Consider the following 16,085-nt stretch of genomic DNA (forward strand, 5'->3'; position numbering starts at 1 on the left):
GTACATTCCCTCGCTATTCGCGGGCTAAGCAGCATTGAGTTGAGTGGCGAGATCCCTACCGTTTCCACGAAACTTATCTATGGTTGGTGCAAAGGTGGCGGATACATGAAGTAAGCGAGAGTCTGGATGCTCTGCCAGATAGCGCGCTTTGGCGTCATCGCTGTCTAGTTGATCCCAATCGCGGTGTATCGAGCGGGCAAAGTGCAGTGTGGTTGCCATTTTGGGGGAGAGCTCTGCGTTCCTAGGATCGTGATAATTAGCAATCGCGTCTACCATTGGGTCTGGGAACTTCCAAGTCTTCGCTAATTTAGCGCCCAGTGTCGGGGCGCCAATATCCAAGATTTCTTCTTGCACCGAAATCGCGTCTTCTCCTGCCTCCGCACGTTGATGTATTTTGACCGCTGCATCTGGCACCAAGGTATGAATCATCAGCTCGCCTATATTATGAAGAATGCCGGTAGTGAACACTTCATTGGCATCCATCCCCGTTTCGTCAGCAATCTTGCTGGCAATAACGGAAACCTCGAAGGTGTCTTCCCAATACTGATCCATATCCAGTGTTTTGATTTTAGGGAAAGCACCAGAAAGTACCGATGCGACCACCAGAGTTCTTACTGGACCTGTACCGACACGAAGCAAGGCTTCGTTAACTGAAGAGACGGTTTTGTTGCCGCCGAAATGGGCAGAATTCGCCATACGGAGCAATCGAGCACTCAATACCTGATCGGTAGCGATTTTTCTCGATAGCTCGCCAAAATCAACCTCGTCCTGATTGACCATATCAAGCAGTTCTTGGAGTACTTTCTGGATCCTAGGTAACTCGTTAAGACGAGAAATTAGCGCCGCCTGACTCATGGCACTCTCCTTTTTTGTTGATGAGTTTAGATACTATAGAACAGTAAATTAGTTTCATACAAAGTTGGAAACCAAGAAGTTTGGAGAATATTTTAATAATAAAAAGTTATTAAAATGAAAATAATTGATAATTTTTTATTTATCTTGTTTTTGCCTAATATGGGTTTCAACAAAGCGGGAACGTCCGCGATCCGAAGAGCAAAAAAGAGGTCTACATGTCTACTCCCTATCCACGTAATTTTTCTCATATCGGCATTTCAGTGCCAGATCTAGAAGCCGCGGTTAAATTCTACACTGAAGTACTAGGTTGGTACCTGATTATGGAACCCACAGAAATTGTCGAAGACGATTCTGCCATTGGTGAAATGTGCACTGACGTGTTTGGTGCAGGGTGGGAACGTTTCCGTATTGCGCATCTTTCAACAGGCGATCGTATCGGGGTTGAACTGTTTGAATTCAAGAATCAGGAAAATCCAGAGGACAATTTTGAATACTGGAAAACAGGAATTTTTCACTTTTGTGTTCAGGACCCTAATGTCGAAGAGCTGGCAGAGAAAATCGTTGCCGCAGGCGGTAAGAAGCGTATGAAAGCTCCTCGTTACTATTACCCTGGTGAGAAGCCTTACCGTATGATCTACATGGAAGACCCGTTCGGCAACATTCTAGAAATCTACTCTCACAGTTACGAACTGCATTACTCAGCAGGCGCTTATCAGTAAGTGAATGAGTGACATGGGCTGAACCCGCAATAGACGATGGGTTCACTTTCATGGTTTATTGAGTACGGGGCGATTTCATCGTTGATGTGAGGTCGTCCTGATTTACCTATTTAGGCGAGAAATCAATAACAGCGATTGTCAGTACCACCTCCTACCACAAATGATGCATATCCCCCTGTATAACCTCTCGCAAAACTAGGCGCTCGTAACGTCATGAGGTTGCATGTCTGCGAACGCGTTGTCAGACAGCAAGCGTCAACCAGTTGCGAGTCGCAATAGGCAAGTTTCGTCAAACATTTTGTTTTGCGTTTAAAGTTCACCTTGCTTTGTTAGCAATACGATTAACTCCTTGGTTAATCATACAGGTGGCTGGTTACTTAGGACCGATTTTACCTATTGTACTCAAAATGCGTCTTCCGAATATCACTGATGGTTATGTCATTTATTTTTTGATAAAAAACTAGCGGTTCCCATCTTCTTCTGACTGAGTGATTTATTGTAAGAAATTGTTATTATAAATAATCAATAATCTTTACATTTCATTTTCAAAATTTAGGACCTAAATCATATTTTTAGGTGTTTTTAATGATTTGTATGTTTAATTTTAAAACAAACAGTAGTTGGGTGGTTATTATTATTTAACGGAATGAAAATGGTAAGATGTCTTATTTAAGTGTTTGATTTTAAATTTAATTTACAGTTCTTATAATGGCTTGCTGATCACGATAAGTTTTTTTTACTATTAAACCATGCTAGGTTATTACCTCATAGTCTAAAGTAACCCATAAACAATGGCTCGACTATCGATCTATTCTTATACAAATAGATGAATGTTGTTTATGAACGTTTGCATTTATTAGAGTCTTTATACTTTTGCTTATTAATAGCGCAATTTGCTATGTGCTAGATACAAGCATTAACCCAACATAGAAGTATCGATTAGATAAGGAATAAACAATGGAAATTGGTGGTTACGATGAATATCGTTATGAGCAATTAAGGTCTGTCGGAGTCGGGAATCTAGCCAAGAGACTCAAATACCTGAAAATCAACGAAGCTGCAGAGAAAGAGTGTATGGATGCTCTTTTGCAAATGGCGATGAATATAACCCAGGCTTCATACAGACAGCATTGCCGTAACAACAGTCCTACTGAGTGGATCAATATGTTGAGAGGTTTTGTCAACCAGTTTAAAGTTGCGCAAAGTATGCGTCATACTTGGTCTCTACCTCAGAGTATCCGCTCGAAAGTCAACCAACATGAAGCGCAGGCTTTGGTAAGACAAATGGAGATGGTGACAGCACTTTCTTTTTATACGTTCAACTCCAGTTCTCTTAATACAGGAATGACGGGTTACACTACGAAAGGAAAAAGGCTCGATGACAGTGCGGTTAATGTCTGGAACTCGTATAAAGAGTGGAGACAAAACTCAACATCACATGTAGACGTGCCCGTTTATCGTCAAATTACTGTACCAAATCCTCAAAATTCTGCTTGGTGGAAGTATGCCAATGATATTGTCAATGGTAGAAACCCTAAAGGGCCTGCGGGCACTATTAAAAGCAGTCGTTACTTATCATGCAGTTTTCACAAAGGCTTTATAGAGGGCGCTTGTTTCCCTGTTTACAAAAACACCGAGGGTATTCTGAACTTTATTATTCGTCGTGCTCAAGGTGTCAATATCAGTGCCTTTAGTGGCTACAATAGTACCAACCTCGCGAGTCGATTAGATAATACTGCCGTCAGGACGTTGAACATCACCGACACTTCGGTCAAAACGGTTTCTGACTATGAGAAAAAGTACGTTAATGAAGTGATCGAGCAAAGTAAAACCCTCATTTTTGAATACCGCCGTATCAATAAGATGAAGCAAGGGTATGAAAATTTGGCAAAACTAATGGGGCTCAAAAGCAATGATTCTGCGATTGCGGTTCAAGCAGAATTTTTATTGCCTCCTTCTGCACAGCTGTCCGTGGATAGGATAGTGAAAAAACCAGCCTATCCAGGTGCTGCCAATGTTCCAGTATTGGAAGTGCATTGTACGTATGTAAGAAGCACAGAAAAATCTAATGGTTTACCTCAAGTACTGGCACCAAGTGATCAGTCGATGTTCTTGGGACCAATCAATCTTTACCCTGCTCAGCAAGTTCACTAGAGTGTTGCGAGCGTCTTCAGCAGATTGAGGGCGTTTTTCGTCTCTTCGTGGTTCCGTTAATCCTCGCCCGAGCTGGGCGGGGATCCCATATCTAAGGTGTGACAGTAGTAGCGTCTAGCTTTCCACACCATCTCTCAACTTTTCCTCACTGCATTACCACCAATGCAGGAGCGTGCCATCAGCACTATAGACTCCGTAATTGGATTACCTTGCAAGATGAATAACATCAAACCTGTCATCGCCATTCAACAGTCAGATTCGAACAGGTAACAGAGGATCTAACTAGCCATGATAGCGCTTTTTGTAAATTAACGAGTGCATTCGCTTTTTAATTACTGTTATTATCATCGGGAAATAGTCGGGGAGCCTTAGGGCTGAGATCGCATTGCGAGACCCGTAGAACCTGATTCAGTTAGCACTGACGTAGGGAACTATTCGCACCAATGCTTGAGTATGCTCATTCTGGTGCACTCGCTTTTTATGATTCGATCTTCCCTTTATTGATCACTTCATGTTTGGCTGAGAGTTCCTGTACGTCTTGTAATAGGAGCACCCATGCCACAATCACAAGACACACCACCCATAGTATTAACCATCGCAGGATCTGATAGCGGTGGTGGCGCTGGTATTCAAGCGGACATTAAAGCCATATCTGCGACTGGCAGTTACGCGTGTTCTGTCATTACGGCCATTACCTCACAAAATACGCTTGGCGTAAGCGCAATTCACCCTATTCCTCTGGAGCATATTGAAAGTCAGCTTGACGCCGTGTTTACGGACCTCAATGTGGTTGCGGTTAAAGTCGGAATGTTGGCTGACGCGCGGATCATTAAGGTCGTTGCGGACAAAATTAGACAGTACAAGCCTGCTCATCTGGTGGTTGATCCTGTGATGGTCGCCACCAGTGGCGATCTTCTGCTGGAGCAGTCGGCGATTAGCACATTAAAAGAGCAACTGATCCCGATGGCGGATCTGATCACCCCCAACCTTCCGGAAGGGGCGGCTTTGATTGATGGTGTTGTGCCGGAAAATGAAGATCAGATGGGTAATATGATCGAAGCATTGCGCGCGCTCGGTGCCAAAGCGGTTTTGCTTAAAGGGGGGCATCTAGAAAAAGATGACAACAGCAATGATTTGCTGATCTTAGCGCAAACGAGTGAGCTTTTGAGTGCCAAACGATTCCCGACGAAAAACACTCATGGAACAGGCTGCACCTTATCTTCAGCGATTGCCTCTTATCTTGCGCAGGGCAATAGGCTGCACAAAGCCGTGTATCTAGGTAAACAATACATCTCCCAGGCCATCGCTCATGCTGATGAACTCAATGTTGGCAGGGGGCATGGGCCGGTCCATCACTTTTTCTGTGGCCACATCAATGTTCGCTGAGCCGATTGGGATCGAGATTCAACGTGCAAGCTTGCAGTACACGGATAATCTGGCTCCGACATTGGCGCACTTTTCTATGTCGATACCTGCTGGGCAGTGGACGTGTATTTTGGGACGCAGTGGCTGCGGGAAAACTACCTTGCTGCGTTATCTGTCAGGTCTGTTGAACGACAAAGCGCACTGGACCGGAGAACTGACTCTCAGTCATAGCCAAGCACTGCAAGGTCAAATCGCTTACATGGCACAACAAGACCTGCTGCTACCATGGTTCAATGTCCTGGATAATGTTTGCCTGAGTAGTAAGTTTGGCAGCGCTCAACCTGACAGGAATCGAGCGCTGCGGTTGCTGGAGCAAGTCGGGTTATCGGATCAAGCGGCGGCTATGCCCGTACAGTTGTCAGGTGGTATGCGTCAACGTGTGGCGTTGGCTCGTACGTTAATGCAAGACAAACCCGTGGTACTCATGGATGAGCCTTTTTCTGCGCTAGATGCAGTGACGAGACATAAATTGCAGACATTGGCCGCTGAGCTATTGCGTGGCAAAACGGTGGTGCTGATCACCCATGACCCGCAAGAAGCGATTCGACTGGCCGACGCTCTGTACATCCTCCGCGGTCAACCTGCTTATGCTGAATCACATGAGGTTCCAACCACTCAACCGCCTCGTGTCATAGATGCAGAATGTGCGCAATTGCAGCAGAACATTCTCAATTCGTTGGAGGATGATTATGAGTGATATGGCTCAGTTTGACGCCATTCAGCGCGATGTAGTGAAAAAGGAGCGTATAACGCACCCTGCACTCCGGTTGACGATCAGTGCTGCGATTATTGTCGGGCTTTGGCAGTTAGTGGTGGTGGTGTTTGATATGCCAAGCTTTATTTTCCCTGCGCCGCTTGACGTGTTTGAGCGCCTCATCAGCCGCTTTGATGTATTGATGAAACATACGCTAGTGACTGGTCAAGAAATTGTGTTGGGTCTGTTACTTGGCTTGTCGATGGGGCTGTTCTTTGCTTTACAGATGCTGTTGTTTAAACCGCTCAAGCGCTGGTTATTGCCGATTCTGATTGCCAGTCAGGCGATTCCTGTGTTCGCGATTGCACCTGTCCTGATGCTGTGGCTTGGCTACGGTATCGCATCAAAGGTCGTGATGGCGGCGATCATTATTTTCTTCCCCGTGACCACGTGTTGCTACGACGGTTTGAGAAACACGCCGACAGGCTATCTTGACCTAGCAAAAACCATGCGGGCGAGCAAATGGCAAATGCTGAAAAACATTCAACTCCCAGCGGCTCTACCCACTCTGGCTTCCGGTATACGTGTCGCTGTGGTCATTGCACCTATTGGCGCGGTTGTCGGAGAGTGGGTAGGTTCCAGTGAAGGTTTGGGTTACCTGATGCTGCAAGCTAATGCGCGCATGATCATTGATGAGATGTTTGCGGCGCTGTTTATTCTGGCTTTGTTGTCTGTCTCGCTCTTCTTCATCACCGATAAATTACTTAAGAAACTGATTCCTTGGGAAAATCAATAAAAGAAAGGACACTCCCGTGAAAACAAAAAAAATACTCAGTGCAGTGGCACTACTTTGCTCAACATTTTCTGCTCAATCGCTGGCGGAAGAGAAAAAACTCACTCTGATGCTGGATTGGTTTGTTAACCCGAACCATGGCCCAATCGTGATTGCGAAAGAGCGTGGATATTTCAAGCAGCAAGGCATTGACGTTGATATTCAAGAACCCGCTGACCCAAGCACGCCACCTAAGCTGGTGGCTGCTGGCAAAGTTGATCTGGCGATCACTTATCAACCAAGTCTGACTATCGATGTTGCTGCAGGTTTGCCGCTTATTCGTTCTGCAACGCTAATCGCGACGCCACTCAACACGCTGATGGTGTTAGATAACGGTAAGAACGACAATCTGGCCGACCTGAAAGGTAAGAAAATCGGTATTGCCATCGCAGGCAATGAAGAAGCCACTATTGGTACTATGCTGGCGCAAGACGGTGTGAAGTTCGCCGATGTGGATATCATCAATGTGGGCTGGGCGCTCTCTTCTTCTCTGGCATCAGGAAAAGTCGATGCGATCTGGGGTGGTCTACGCAACTTTGAAACCAACCAGCTCGCGCTCGAAGGCTACAAAGCGAAAGCCTTTTTCCCTGAAGAACACGGTGTTCCGGCTTACGACGAACTGGTGTTTGTGGCCAATGCCAAAACGTATGATGCAGAGGCTATCAAAGCTTTCAACAAAGCGCTTGAGCAAGCCACAACTTACATAGTCAATCACCCACAAGCGTCGTGGAAGGAGTTTGTTGCTTACGCGCCAGACACCCTCAACAATGAACTTAATCAACGAGCTTGGAACGATACGTTAACTCGTTTTGCACTGCGTCCTTCTGCGGTTGACCTCAAGCGCTACGACGATTACGCCCAATTTATGTATTCACAAAAGATCATTGACACTCTGCCTAAAGCCGCAGACTATGTGCCGGAGTTTAACTAATGAAATATCAGGATCTTATCCAAGCGTGCCAGTCGGACTGGCAGGAGTACACACAGCATGCTTTTGTGCAGCAGCTGGCACAAGGTACTTTAGATCAGCACAGTTTTCTTCACTATCTGAAGCAGGATTTTCTGTTTCTCAAACAGTATGCGCGTGCTTACGCGTTAGCCATCTATAAAGCGCGCACGCTGGAAGATATGCGTCGTGCCTTGCCGAGTGTGCATGCTCTACTAGACTCCGAAATTGGTCATCATGTGACGTATTGTGGTCAATGGGGACTGACGGAATCTGATTTAGAAAACGAACCTGAAGATTTTGGAACCGTTGCTTACACACGCTATGTGCTTGATGCAGGCATGACAGGTGATTTAGTGGACCTGTATGCTGCGCTGGCGCCGTGTTCGATTGGTTATGCGATGATTGGCAAAGCGTTGATTGAAAGTGATGACACCGTACGGGAAAGAAACCCTTACGCAAGTTGGATTGAACTCTATGGTGGTGAGGAATTCCAAAGCGGTGTCGCACAAGGTGCAGAGCATTTTAACCAACTCTTAGAAGAGATTGATCTTCACAGCCAGCGGGGACAAAACCTGATTGAAGTGTTCAGAACTGCGACTCGAATGGAAGTAGCGTTCTGGCAACAGGGACTGGATGTTAAAGTATAAACAAAGCTTAGAAGGCCGTGATGGCTAAACAATGGGCCATGATATTGGAGGTGGTTGGGTATGTTTTGGGCTGCCTTTGTCATGGCTGTTCGATTTAAGATGGCGCTCAAAAGAGTCTTGTTTATTTGTTTTGGAAATGTGTGAGATTAGGTTATTTTCGGGGTGAATGGCTGATTGTGAAGCTGGATCGATCTTTCATCAAATTGACATTGAGTTGATAAATTTTCCACCTTGGGTCGACTAATATTCTGCATCTTACAGATTCAGTGCGGGACAACACGGTGAAGAATTTTCTGATCGAGAAGCAGTATGGTATTGGTCTTTTGGTTGCATTTCTTGTGATTATTGCGCCAATGAGTTTACTGGTCAGCCATATTGATTTGCTGAGTAGCGTGTCTGATACAACGGGTTTGGCCTTTACTCTCCTGACGGATTCAGCAGGTTCGAAAGGTTTTCTTTTGACCTTGTTCGTTTTGGTGGCGATTAGTTGGAAAGTGTTACCGAACCGAATTGAATGGTTGAGCAAGATGGCTCAGCTCGGGCTCATTCTTCTGATAGGGTTTGTCAGCAAGACCGGCCTGAAACAAATGACGGAGAGTCCACGTCCATACACTGAACTGCTGACCCAACAACTTCTGATCCCACATCCCTCTCACTTCTATAACCTGAATACGGTTCAACAACAGCATGTAATTGACGATATTTCGCATCGTGTTAGTGTTTGGCGCACCCGTCACTGGCAAGGCGAAAAAGACTACTCCTTTCCTTCAGGCCACACTATTTTTGCGGCCATATGTCTTGCCTTTTTTGGCAATCTGTTTATTCAGAATCGACATTACGCCTTAGCGATGGTTTTGGGGGGATGGGCGCTGGGCTTGGCGTACAGTCGCCTTTGGCTCGGAATGCATCGACCGATTGATTTGGTCGGGTCGGTATTATTTGTTCTGATGCTGTATATGTTGGCACCGCAATTTGATCGCATTACAGAAAAGTTTTTTAATCGCTGGACCCAAATAACAACTTGATTCTAGTTTACCTAACTGCCCTTAGCCCTGTGAGTAACGTCCTTACTTGCGGGGCTTTTTTATATTCTCAGTCATATGTCGCAGCTAACCACCCGATTATTGTGTTTTTTGAAGCTAATCCAGCAAGACAGACCACATAATTGATAAATCTCGTTATTATTCGTCTTGTTTATGTAATTGTCATTATTGGCGCAAAAAAAATTATGTGTCGTTATTGTATGGGCAGAGGTTTACATGCAGATAAAACTATTAAAACGTCTGATTAAAGACAAAATGTTTGGTAAGACAAAAAATACAGCACTGGGCGTGCAGGTTGCACAGATGGCCGATGCCCGCATGGGAGCAATGTACATGCTGGCCAGTACCGAAATTACCAAAGTGGCGAAGATTTCTAATGCGCATTTTTTTGAAGCTTTTGTGGTCGGAACTGAGCCCTTTGTAGACTTTAAAGATGCTGCTATGGGCTTGCTGAATAAGACTGAGACCATGAGCAAGATAAAAAGCAGTAAAATTGTGCTCAAAGCGTCTAGGGCTAAAGCCAAAGTCGATGAGATGACATCTGCGATAACAACAAAGCTTAAGAAGCTGTTTTGTGATTTCTTCCGTGGTTTGTTGAACAAGGTAAAAAACGTTTATGGCGACCTGCTGCATGGTATTGAGTGGCTTGCGGAAGTCGGCACGTGGCTAGCCAGCGAATTTGCTGGGACCTTCTCTAATCTTATTCCCGGCTGGGGGTATGTGCAAAGTGCATCGGGGCTTTATTCTGCGGCGAAAAAGTCGGTAATGAAATCCAAAGATCTGATTTCACAAATATACCGTGGTCGTGGGGTGGAGCTGTTAGGTGGTCATCCTAGTATTATCGCCAATGCGTTGGCTCTGCATTCTGCTAAAGGTGCGTTAGGAGGGATCAAATCTTTCACTATGGGGGTGGCAGGCATAGGTTTGCAAGCCGCAGGTGATGTTGCAGCCGGAGTGGGCTCATTGGTCAGCATGATCACCAATATTCTGGAGCGTATCATCAAGTTAGTCGATTTCTTTGTACAACGTAGCCTGCTTGATAAAGTAACCAAACGTGCCAAGAAAGAATGGCACAACCGAACTGCTCCAGCCAGTCTAGTCAATGATCACAAGATGTTTTCTGAGTGGTTTCAGAATGTGGTGATCACAACACCAATTGTCGCAGCGCTTGTGATGGGCAGTGGTTTTGTCGGTCACCCCTATAAATTTGCCCAGCTTCTAACGCCTAAACTTGAAGTGGTATCGCAAGGAGACTTTGACAAAGCCGTTGTCTATATCGATAAGCTGAAGTCACTGTCGAGCAAGTACGTTCAAGAGTACGTTGGCAGTTATAAGATAGACTTTACTAGCAGAGATGGTGTGGTCAACGCGCGCCTGAATGAATTGAAGAGAGGCAAAGGGCTGTTGGATGGCCATGAGATTGCCGTCAAATCCGCCGTGCCAACGCGCATTACAGTGTAATCTATTCATACTAAGAATCGGGCCGAAAACGGCCCTTTTTTGTCTGATAATAGGGTGCTTAAGCGGTCTATCATTTTGATGATATGTTGAAGCGTTAACCATGAATTACCTGTTGTAAGTATTCGTTTTTTTGCGTTACGGTCGCGCGCCCTAGCATTGATATCTAGTTAAATTTCACACTTTTATACTCAACTACTCATCAATAGCTTTCAAACTAAGCAAGATGACGGCTGAGTGCTAAGCTGATAGTTAACCATCTTTAAAGAGCTACACTGGATGAAAGAGCCTGATTTTCCTAACGACGAAGTACAACGAATAAAAGACCTTCATTCTCTTGATATTCTCGACACCGAACCGGAAGAACGTTTTGATCGGATCACTCGTGTTGCTCAGCATCTTTTTGATGTCCCGATTGCAGTGGTGAGTTTAGTCGATGTGCAGCGACAGTGGTTTAAGTCCTGTATTGGTCTCCCTGTTCGCGAAACCGCAAGAAATGTCTCCTTTTGTGGACACGCGATCAATGGTGAAGAGCCTTTTATCATCAATGATGCAACTAAGGATCCTCGTTTTCTTGATAATCCGTTGGTTATAGGGGAGCCACATATTCGATTCTATGCAGGCATACCTTTGGTTTATCACAACAAAAGTAAGTTCGGTACATTGTGTATCATAGACACAAAACCGCGTGAGTTGACTATGCAGCAAATGGCCGATCTGGTTGATTTGGCAAAGATGGCGGAACAAGAGTTGGAGTCAACTATTCAAGCTACGCTTGATCCGCTAACGCAGATTTCTAACCGCCGCGGTTTCTTCGAACTCACAGAGAAGTCGATGCAGTACTGCCGAATGGGCGGGTTTTGTGTCGCGCTGGCGTATTTTGACCTGAATGACTTTAAGGCCATCAATGATGAGTTAGGCCACAAAGTGGGTGATGCTGTTCTGCAGCAGTTTGCTGACTTAATGGCAACTTCATTTAGCGATTCGGATGTGTTTGCCAGAATAGGTGGTGATGAGTTTGTTGTCTTTATGTCTGGTCTAACCGAAAAAGTAGCCACCGTCGCCATTGAGCGTTTTAGAAAATCGGTCGAACGCTTTAACCAGGAAGAAGATCGAGGGTATGAGATCACATTCAGCGTCGGTATTGCGGTTGCCAAGCCTTCGCAAGAGGTATCAATTGATACTTTATTAGAGATGGCCGATGAGAAAATGTATCAGGAAAAGTGTGCGAAAAAGTAAACACTTCTCCTGATAAGCTTATTTCATAAATCACGCATTAAGATCTCGTATTCTTCGTTCGCTTCTGAGATTAGGTGGTGCAGCTCTGTTGCATCTTTGTCGTCGAGATCTAATTGCCACTGATGCTGTTCTTCTTTACCTTTAATGCGCGTTTTACCATTCAGCTTTTCAAAACTGATATCACACAACTCTGTTTGGTGGTGCTCATTTTTTTCAATAATATCAACATCTAATAACCCAGATGGGTTGACTTCTATATGAGCGTGGAAGTGGTTTTTATCTTGTAATTCGTAATCCCTGAATGTTGAGATCATGTTGTTCTCCTTAGTAGTTAACCGACGCGTTTTTCAAGTGTAGGACACACTTTTTGAACAGTGGGTGAAATTATCATGAAGCTTGATCTTGGTTCTACATCTGTTCAAAAAACCGTCACGGATTTCAGTCTTTGTTCGATTACTGCTATCGCTCTGGTGACTGAAATTGGGGGAGATTTAGAGTACGGGTGCAGAGCATACACATTGTTGGATAGTAACTGCTGGTGTTTAAAACAAGGTTCTAAATCTGAGAACTGGTTCAGCATAAACTCCGGAAGTAAGCCAATGCCCATATCATGACGAATGAGGCTCGCGACCTGACTGACGGTATTGACTCTATGGTGGGCCGTGTAAATTAGCGTCTTTGATTGCGCCCCGTCGGCAGCGAAAAGATGGTGTGTGATGGTTTTAGGTTGCCAGTGATTAGCGATGTATTTAGCGGTTTCAGGGGCGTGGCGAGTCGTGGCTGACTGACACAACACGTCACGAAACTGACCAATGCGCTTTTGTTTTACATTACTGTCTGGCGACTCACCGACTCGAATGGCTAAATCAATATCGTGTTGCATTAAGTCTAGCTGCTTATCTTCAGCGACTACATTGAGTGATACATCGGGAAAAGGAGCAAAAGCATCACTCAGCGCAGGGACGACAATACTCTCCATTAAAGCAATGGGCGCGGTGATAGACAGTTTGCCGCTGGGCTGTTTTTGCAATTGACGAATGTCATCCCAGGCTGTCGACATAACGTCGTTCATTGTGATGCAGTGTTGATAGAATCTTTCGCCCGCAGGAGTGAGTGATTGCTTACGTGTGGTGCGTTTTATGAGAGTGGTGGCGAGCTCACTCTCCAGCTGTTTAAGGTGAGTACTCAGGACTGATTTCGACAACTCCAATTTGTCAGCAGCCTTCGAAATCGAGCCTGCCTCGACAATTGCTTTGAAGATCATCATTTGTTTGTGCTTGTTCATTATTGTTCTCTTTATCAAAACAGTGATTTCTAATTTATCTGTTTTTCTTAGTTAATCCTAGACCTAAACTCCCCTCCATCAGACAAGAAGGAGAAACACAATGAGTCAGTCAGTATTAGAAGCGTGTCAGGCAGGTATCGAAGCGTGGAAAGCAGCATTTAACCGTCGGGATGCAAAAGGATGTGCAGAGCAATATGCCGAAGGCACAACCATGATCGCCAAGCCATTTGGTACGTTTGAAGGTCGCGAGCAAATTCAGGCGTTTTGGCAAAACATCATTGACCAAGGCTTTAGCGATGTATCTTACACAGAGACAAAGTGGGAAAAAGTCGATGACAATAACTATATCTTGTCGTCAAAGTGGACGATGAACAAAGCATTCGGTGTGGTACATAAAGAAGTGTGGACACTGCAGGAAGACGGTAAAGCGCGCCTAACTTACGATGAGTTCGAAGTGCTGGGCGAACGATAACAAAAAGGGGATACGCCTAGCGTGTCCCCCTTTTTGATTTCTCTTTGTCACATTAAGCAAACAGGTAGCTGTATAGGAAGCCAGCGCCGATCGCCATGCTCAGGATGACAGTCAGGAATGCGGCAATCATCTGATTTTTAAAGATAGATTTAAGCAAAATCACTTCAGTTAAGCTTGCCCCCGCGCTGCCGATGATCAGTGCCATCACAGAACCCAGTGCCATCCCTTTTTGTACCAGTGCAGCACTGAGAGGAATCACCGCTTCAGCACGAATGTACAGTGGGATACCGATGATGGCGGCGACTGGAATCGCATACCACTTCCCCGCGCCTGCGTATTCTGCAATCAAGTCTGTTGGAATAAATCCGTAGATAAATGAGCCGATCGCAATGCCCAGCATTAGGTACGGGAATACTTGTTTAAAGTCTTTCCATGTTGAGTGCCAGATTTTCACCCAGCGATTTGGCTTACGTTCTTCAACTAAAGTCGCGGTTGCACTGCCGTCTGCTGAGCAACTTGCAACACCGACTGGTGGTTCTGCACTTGCGCCACAGCTGGACTCTTTTGTCATTGCTGGCGCTGGCTCACCACAGCTGGATGTCCCACACGTGCTCTCTTTCTTCGGTTGAGGTTTGCTTTCACCACAGCTTGTTCCACAACTGCTGGCTTCTGCCGCCTGATACGCCTCCGGTTTTACGTAACGTTCAAAACCGAGTTTTTCTAGTGTGTAACCAGCAACAACAGACACAACCATAGCGATCATGAAGTAGAACAATGCAACTTTCCAACCAAAGGTCACGACAAACAAGCCAATGATCACTGGGTTAAGCAGCGGGCTACCAAACAGGAAGACCATCATAGGGCCGAATCCTGCACGCGCTCGAAGCAGACCTTTAAGGAAAGGAATGGTTGAGCAAGAACAGAAAGGCGTGATGGCGCCCAGTAGTGCTGCTACGACATAGCCTTTGCCATTACGCGAGCTCAGGATCGATTGGATCTTTTCTGGTGTCAGAAACGCTTGCAATACACCAACGATATAGCTGATGGCAAGAAACAGGATAATCAGCTCAGTTGCGAGAAAGGCAAACATATTGAACGCTTCACTGGCCATAGATATAAATTCATTGTTCATAAGGTGACTCCAAATTCGAGTGTTATGAATCTGAATATTTTCAAATTCATTTCTATTTTTCTCGAATTATAGAAATAAAGAGCAAATGATCAAGGAAAATATTTCGATAAAAATCGAAATACTTGGCATATCTAATAATATCAATTGCTTAACAGGAGTGTTTTTTCGCTAACCAATAACTTTGTTGGCAAACACATGTGCCTCTGTTGAAACGATCGCTCCGACTTCATTAATCAGCCATTTCAGTGCTCGGTTATGCTGATTTCGTCGGTGCCAAGCGATGGAAATCGTGGGGGGTGGGACAGTAATGGGCATTGGCTTTTGCATCAGTCTCCCTTTCTCTATTGATTTGCTGGCCACGGTAAAAGGCAGAACGCTGATAAGATTGGACTCTTCCAATAAGTCCATAGCCCCTGAAAAACTATTGACGGTCATGGCGACGCGTCGCTGGAGTCCTTTTAGAGCCAGTGTTGAGTCCACAGCGCCACTTGGATCACCAGAAAGTGAGACCAGCAAATGGTCTGCGCCGCAAAAATCTTCCAGAGAAAGAAAACGGTCTGCGAGTGGGTGTTCAGGTCGCATTACGCAGGTAAAGTGATTCTCATACAAGTGTCGAACTGAAATTTGCTCATGTGTTGTTGGATAGTAATCCAGTACCAGATCGACTTCCGCTTCTAGTAAAAGCTGTTGCCCATTTCCTTTGAAGGGGACGGCATATAAATCCATAGCTCGAGCTCTTTCCTCGATGATCGCTCGCAATCTAGGCCAGAAAAGACAGCTGGTACCATCTGTTAACGCCACTCTAAGCTGTGTAGAGGAGGTCATAGGATCAAACTTAGGTGGAGAGACGGAATGGCTAATTTTATTGAGAGGTTCCGAGACTTCATGCCACAGCTGCTTTGCGTATGGAGTGGGAGTAATGCCTCTCCCATGTTTGATAAACAGAGGATCTTTCCATGCATAGCGCATTCGAGAGACGGCTTTCGATACCGAAGGCTGAGTCATCGCTAGTTGCTCTGCTGCGATGGTAATGGACTGCTCTCGCATGATTGCGTCAAAGATAACGATCAGATTTAAGTCAATTTTAGCCATACAATTCATTCCTGTGTGGAATAACGTTTATATCAACTATTAATTAGAAGAAATAGGTTATTGATTGAATACTAAAGCTGTTCTCATCA

General features: G+C 45.2%; 16 protein-coding genes and 1 riboswitch. Of the genes, 11 read left to right on the forward strand and 5 right to left on the reverse strand.

Annotation, left to right across the window (positions count from 1 at the left end; genetic code table 11):
• Positions 1 to 24: 24 nt before the first annotated feature.
• The gene (locus OH455_RS05605) at positions 25 to 855 is read right to left on the reverse strand and encodes an HDOD domain-containing protein (protein ID WP_045974160.1); all 831 of its coding nucleotides are present in this window, start codon (positions 853 to 855) and stop codon (positions 25 to 27) included.
• Between the two features lie 215 nt (positions 856 to 1,070).
• On the opposite strand from OH455_RS05605, the gene OH455_RS05610 reads away from it, so the two are divergent.
• The 10 genes from OH455_RS05610 (at position 1,071) to OH455_RS05655 (ending at position 12,015) form a co-directional block, all read left to right on the forward strand.
• Positions 1,071 to 1,574 (forward strand): lactoylglutathione lyase family protein, encoded by a 504-nt coding sequence (locus OH455_RS05610; RefSeq protein ID WP_045974159.1) that lies wholly within the window; start codon positions 1,071 to 1,073, stop codon positions 1,572 to 1,574.
• 957 nt (positions 1,575 to 2,531) lie between these two features.
• A complete protein-coding gene (locus OH455_RS05615) occupies positions 2,532 to 3,728 on the forward strand; it encodes a hypothetical protein (protein ID WP_045974158.1) in 1,197 nt (398 codons plus the stop codon).
• Between the two features lie 349 nt (positions 3,729 to 4,077).
• Positions 4,078 to 4,175, forward strand: a riboswitch (TPP riboswitch).
• A gap of 108 nt (positions 4,176 to 4,283) precedes the next feature.
• Positions 4,284 to 5,114, forward strand: coding sequence for a bifunctional hydroxymethylpyrimidine kinase/phosphomethylpyrimidine kinase (thiD, locus tag OH455_RS05620; RefSeq protein WP_045974157.1), 831 nt, complete (start codon positions 4,284 to 4,286; stop codon positions 5,112 to 5,114).
• Complete coding sequence (locus OH455_RS05625; protein ID WP_269980648.1) at positions 5,104 to 5,850, forward strand: ABC transporter ATP-binding protein; 747 nt, start codon at positions 5,104 to 5,106, stop codon at positions 5,848 to 5,850. Before thiD ends, OH455_RS05625 begins: the two co-directional genes overlap by 11 nt.
• On the forward strand, positions 5,843 to 6,643 hold the full coding sequence (locus OH455_RS05630) for an ABC transporter permease (protein WP_269980649.1): 801 nt from the start codon (positions 5,843 to 5,845) through the stop codon (positions 6,641 to 6,643). The genes OH455_RS05625 and OH455_RS05630 overlap by 8 nt, the downstream gene beginning before the upstream one ends.
• 16 nt (positions 6,644 to 6,659) lie before the next feature.
• Positions 6,660 to 7,610 (forward strand): ABC transporter substrate-binding protein, encoded by a 951-nt coding sequence (locus tag OH455_RS05635; protein WP_269980650.1) that lies wholly within the window; start codon positions 6,660 to 6,662, stop codon positions 7,608 to 7,610.
• Positions 7,610 to 8,275 carry a thiaminase II gene (gene tenA, locus OH455_RS05640; RefSeq protein WP_269980651.1) on the forward strand — a complete coding sequence of 222 codons (666 nt, stop codon included), beginning with the start codon at positions 7,610 to 7,612 and terminating at the stop codon, positions 8,273 to 8,275. Before OH455_RS05635 ends, tenA begins: the two co-directional genes overlap by 1 nt.
• A 281-nt stretch (positions 8,276 to 8,556) precedes the next feature.
• On the forward strand, positions 8,557 to 9,300 hold the full coding sequence (locus tag OH455_RS05645; protein WP_269980652.1) for a phosphatase PAP2 family protein: 744 nt from the start codon (positions 8,557 to 8,559) through the stop codon (positions 9,298 to 9,300).
• Positions 9,301 to 9,534: 234 nt separating this feature from the next.
• Positions 9,535 to 10,779, forward strand: coding sequence for a hypothetical protein (locus OH455_RS05650; RefSeq protein WP_269980653.1), 1,245 nt, complete (start codon positions 9,535 to 9,537; stop codon positions 10,777 to 10,779).
• A gap of 276 nt (positions 10,780 to 11,055) precedes the next feature.
• Positions 11,056 to 12,015, forward strand: coding sequence for a sensor domain-containing diguanylate cyclase (locus OH455_RS05655; protein WP_269980654.1), 960 nt, complete (start codon positions 11,056 to 11,058; stop codon positions 12,013 to 12,015).
• A gap of 23 nt (positions 12,016 to 12,038) precedes the next feature.
• Here the strand turns inward: OH455_RS05655 and OH455_RS05660 are convergent, their stop codons facing one another.
• Positions 12,039 to 12,329 (reverse strand): hypothetical protein, encoded by a 291-nt coding sequence (locus OH455_RS05660; RefSeq protein ID WP_045974150.1) that lies wholly within the window; start codon positions 12,327 to 12,329, stop codon positions 12,039 to 12,041.
• Between the two features lie 104 nt (positions 12,330 to 12,433).
• Entirely contained in the window at positions 12,434 to 13,300 is an 867-nt protein-coding gene (locus OH455_RS05665; RefSeq protein ID WP_269980655.1) for a LysR family transcriptional regulator, read from the reverse strand.
• Positions 13,301 to 13,400: 100 nt separating this feature from the next.
• On the opposite strand from OH455_RS05665, the gene OH455_RS05670 reads away from it, so the two are divergent.
• Complete coding sequence (locus OH455_RS05670) at positions 13,401 to 13,772, forward strand: YybH family protein (RefSeq protein ID WP_269980656.1); 372 nt, start codon at positions 13,401 to 13,403, stop codon at positions 13,770 to 13,772.
• Positions 13,773 to 13,824: 52 nt separating this feature from the next.
• Here the strand turns inward: OH455_RS05670 and OH455_RS05675 are convergent, their stop codons facing one another.
• Both OH455_RS05675 and OH455_RS05680 read right to left on the reverse strand, forming a co-directional pair.
• Complete coding sequence (locus OH455_RS05675; protein WP_269980657.1) at positions 13,825 to 14,904, reverse strand: permease; 1,080 nt, start codon at positions 14,902 to 14,904, stop codon at positions 13,825 to 13,827.
• 168 nt (positions 14,905 to 15,072) lie between these two features.
• A complete protein-coding gene (locus OH455_RS05680; RefSeq protein WP_269980658.1) occupies positions 15,073 to 15,996 on the reverse strand; it encodes a LysR family transcriptional regulator in 924 nt (307 codons plus the stop codon).
• Positions 15,997 to 16,085 lie beyond the last annotated feature (89 nt).

The organism is Vibrio sp. T11.5 (assembly GCF_027587155.1).
Lineage (GTDB): Bacteria > Pseudomonadota > Gammaproteobacteria > Enterobacterales > Vibrionaceae > Vibrio > Vibrio neptunius.